Source organism: Natronomonas sp., from assembly GCF_047616845.1.
GTDB lineage: Archaea > Halobacteriota > Halobacteria > Halobacteriales > Haloarculaceae > Natronomonas.
Genome location: NZ_JBLGBY010000093.1, coordinates 1 through 3,169, shown reverse-complemented (window position 1 = coordinate 3,169; position 3,169 = coordinate 1). Strand labels below are relative to the sequence as shown.

Annotated in this window: 3 protein-coding genes and 2 pseudogenes; 4 read left to right on the top strand and 1 reads right to left on the bottom strand. The window is 68.5% G+C overall.

Features of this window, described 5'->3' with window-relative positions; all coding sequences use genetic code 11:
- Window positions 1-140, bottom strand: a pseudogene (locus ACI8UR_RS12350) (NADH:flavin oxidoreductase/NADH oxidase); the annotation flags it as partial.
- Between the two features lie 205 nt (window positions 141-345).
- On the opposite strand from ACI8UR_RS12350, the gene truD reads away from it, so the two are divergent.
- The 4 genes and pseudogenes from truD to ACI8UR_RS12330 all read left to right on the top strand — a co-directional run.
- Window positions 346-1,677: a tRNA pseudouridine(13) synthase TruD gene (gene truD, locus ACI8UR_RS12345; protein ID WP_411716340.1), complete on the top strand. Its 1,332-nt coding sequence runs from the start codon at window positions 346-348 to the stop codon at window positions 1,675-1,677.
- Window positions 1,678-1,728: 51 nt separating this feature from the next.
- Window positions 1,729-2,451, top strand: coding sequence for a DUF2103 domain-containing protein (locus ACI8UR_RS12340; protein WP_411716339.1), 723 nt, complete (start codon window positions 1,729-1,731; stop codon window positions 2,449-2,451).
- Between the two features lie 46 nt (window positions 2,452-2,497).
- Window positions 2,498-2,866, top strand: coding sequence for a hypothetical protein (locus tag ACI8UR_RS12335; protein ID WP_415087932.1), 369 nt, complete (start codon window positions 2,498-2,500; stop codon window positions 2,864-2,866).
- A gap of 230 nt (window positions 2,867-3,096) precedes the next feature.
- Window positions 3,097-3,169: pseudogene (locus tag ACI8UR_RS12330) on the top strand (50S ribosomal protein L37ae); the annotation flags it as partial.

The window sequence follows — 3,169 nt, the reverse complement described above, 5'->3', positions numbered from 1 at the left end:
CCCCGTGGCGTGACGGCTGTCGCCTCCGTCATGACGATGCCGGCGCCGCCGGTGGCGCGACTGCCGAGGTGGACGCGGTGCCACTCGGTCGCGAGGCCGTCCGCTGCCTCACAGGAATACTGGCACATCGGCGACACCATCACGCGGTTCCGTGCCGTCACGTCGCGGCACTCGAATGGGGTAAAGAGATGCACAGTGAGAATTTCCCCGCCGGAAACAAAGCGGCGTCGGTCGCGGCCAGTTGCTGGGGACGACGGCGTCGACGCCTGCCTGTCGGCGACGGACGGCAGTCACCGCTCGCGTCGAACCGCACGTCGTTTTACGCCGAGCCACGAACAGGGGTGTATGCGCGAGTCCCACCCGGTCGAGCAGGCCGTCGGTATCGAGTACTACGTCTCCGAGACCGACGGTGTCGGCGGCCATCTGCGCGACCGCCCCGAGGACTTCCGGGTACGCGAACGCGAGGCGTTCGATGCCGACCTCCGGCCGGTCGATGCGGCCACCGGCTCGTATCCGCACCTCGTGTTCCGGGCGACGCTGCGGCGGTGGGACACCAACGATTTCGCCTCAGCGCTGTCCAACGAACTCGAAATGAGCCGCGAGCGCGTCTCGTGGGCGGGCACGAAGGACAAACACGCGGTCACGACACAGCTGTTCTCCGTCCGAACCGACCGCAACGACCTGCCGCCCATCGGCGATGCCGACATCGAGGTGCTCGGGCGGGCGGGCCGGCCCGTCCTCTTCGGCGACCTCGCCGGCAACGAATTTGAGGTCGTCGTCCGCGACGCCGACCGCCCCGAGAACGCGGACGCTATCGCCGAGGAACTCCGTGCGTTCGCGGCCGATGGTGAGGGTGAGGCTCACGCCGACGAGGCCGCTGTCCCGAACGTCTTCGGACAGCAGCGGTTCGGGTCGAAACGCCCCATCACCCACCGCGTCGGCCTGGCCATCGTCCGCGGTGACTGGGAGACGGCGGCCGTCCGCTACGTCTGTGAGTCGAGCGAGCGCGAGCGCGAAGCGACCCGCGAGGCCCGCGAACACGTCGGCGAAACGCGCGACTGGGAGGCTGCCCTCGACCGATTGCCGAACTATCTCCGCTTCGAGCGTGCCATCGCTTCGCGGCTGGCCGAGAGCGCCGACTCGCCCGACGATTACCGGGAATCGCTGGAGACGCTCCCGACGAACCTCCAGCGGATGTTCGTCAACGCGGCCCAGTCATACGCCTTCAACTGTATCCTTTCGGAGCGGCTGGAGCGAGGGCTGCCGTTCGGGCGACCCGTTTCCGGCGACGTCGTCTGCTTCGCTGACAGCGAGGGCGTCCCCGACCCCGACCGGACACAGGCGGTCGACGAGGGTCGCATCGAGACGGTACAGCGCCATTGCGAACGCGGACGGGCGTTCGTCACCGCGCCGCTCGTCGGCACCGACACCGAGTTCGGCGGCGGCGAACCGGCCGATATCGCCCACGGCATCCTCGACGACCTCGACATCGAGCGGTCGGATTTCGCCCTCCCCGGCGAGTTCGATTCGACAGGGACGCGACGTGCCATTCGCGTCACGTCCGCCCTCGACATCGAGGCCGACCCGCTGACCCTCCGCTTTGCGCTGCCGAAAGGGAGTTACGCGACCGCCTTCGCCCGGGAGTTCCTGAAGGTCGACCCCGACGACCTCTCCTGAGCGCCGTTGCGGAACCGCCCCGCTTATCGGCGCCCAGCGCCTGCTTCCGGTATGGACTGTCGGTGCTGTGCGACGCGGCTCGACCGACCGGGTGATTACTGTCTGGTCTGTCGAAGCGCGAACACCGACATCATCGTCATCGAATGCGAGCGCGAGCGCGCGACCGTCACCTGCCTGCTCGATGAGACCGTCGTCGGCGAACGCACCATCACGACGACACAGGTGCCCGACGAGCGGTGGTCGCCGACGGAACTCCGGAACTTCGCCGGCCGCATCGCGGACGAGGTTCGGCGGAAACGCCCCGAGGAAGTGTACGCGACGGGTAATCGCGAGGTGCTTCGAGCCGTCCGTGCTGACGTCCACTACCCCTTCTATCGCGTCGCGGACGACGACCCGATCGAGGCGGTGTTACGGAAGCGTGGCGACCCAGCCCTCGAGGTCGTCGAGGCGACGATGTCGGAGAAACTCGGCGGCAGCCATTCGACGCTCATCGGCGGCCGCGACGGCCAGCGCGCCCTCGAAACCGTCGCCTCTCACCCACACGTCAAGAAGATCATTCCGGGCCCAATCGACGCCGGCGGGTCGGGGTCGCGGACGGGCGTTCGCGCGAAGGCGACCCGCGCCGACGAACACGGCAACGTCCGGCTGCTGATTCGCGACGGGTCGAGTGTCCAGGAGAACCGCGTCGTCACGACCGCCGGCGACCGCGAACTCGGGGAGCACGTCCGCGCCGACCTCAACGATGCGCTCACTGAGGCCGAACTCACGGAGTGAGTCGGCGCGCGCTTTTTCAGCTGGATCCGCCCAACTACGAGTCGAGATGCCACCCTGTGAGATACCGCTCGGTCTCGACTGGCGCGCCGCGGCACTTCTCTACTTGCCGGTCATCGGCGCCGCCGCCCTCCTTGGTCTCGCCGGGTTCCCGCGGCTCGCACCCTTTGCGGCTGCCGGCGTCGCGGTCGGCCTCGGCGTCGGCGTGCTGTGGGGGCAATTCCGCCTGCGCCGCGACGTCAGCCGGCTGCTTGCGGTGTGGGGCGAGGCCGTCGAGGAGGTTCGACTCACCGATGGCGGCTTCGTGCCGCGGTGGGAGGTGTGCGTCGACGACCGCACCGTCTCGCTTGTCGGGCCCGCCTTCGGCCCACGAACCCCGCTGTTCCTCGACGACGGCGACGACCTCCGGCGGCTGTAATCAGCTCCCGGGAGCGGCCTCGCTCTGGACGAGCCACCCCCTCGATGTCGCAGGCCTCGTGGACTTCGTACTCGACAGTCGTCTCCTCGCCCAGCCGTGTCCCCCCGTCGACACGCTCGACTCGGAGCGGCACGTCCAGACGACAATGAAATGATTGTCGCCCTTTCGACCGGGTGTAGCCGCCGGAAAACGTGGGGTTTATCACTTCGCTGGCTGGAATATATGGTACTATGGCCAAGAGAGGCAAAACCGGGAGCGCCGGCCGCTTCGGTGCACGCTACGGGCGCGTCGCCCGCCGCCGCG

Coding starts and splice junctions, on each gene's coding strand:
- truD (WP_411716340.1), top strand. CDS start 346: ATGCGCGAGTCCCACCCGGTCGAGCAGGCCGTCGGTATCGAGTACTAC.
- ACI8UR_RS12340 (WP_411716339.1), top strand. CDS start 1,729: ATGGACTGTCGGTGCTGTGCGACGCGGCTCGACCGACCGGGTGATTAC.
- ACI8UR_RS12335 (WP_415087932.1), top strand. CDS start 2,498: ATGCCACCCTGTGAGATACCGCTCGGTCTCGACTGGCGCGCCGCGGCA.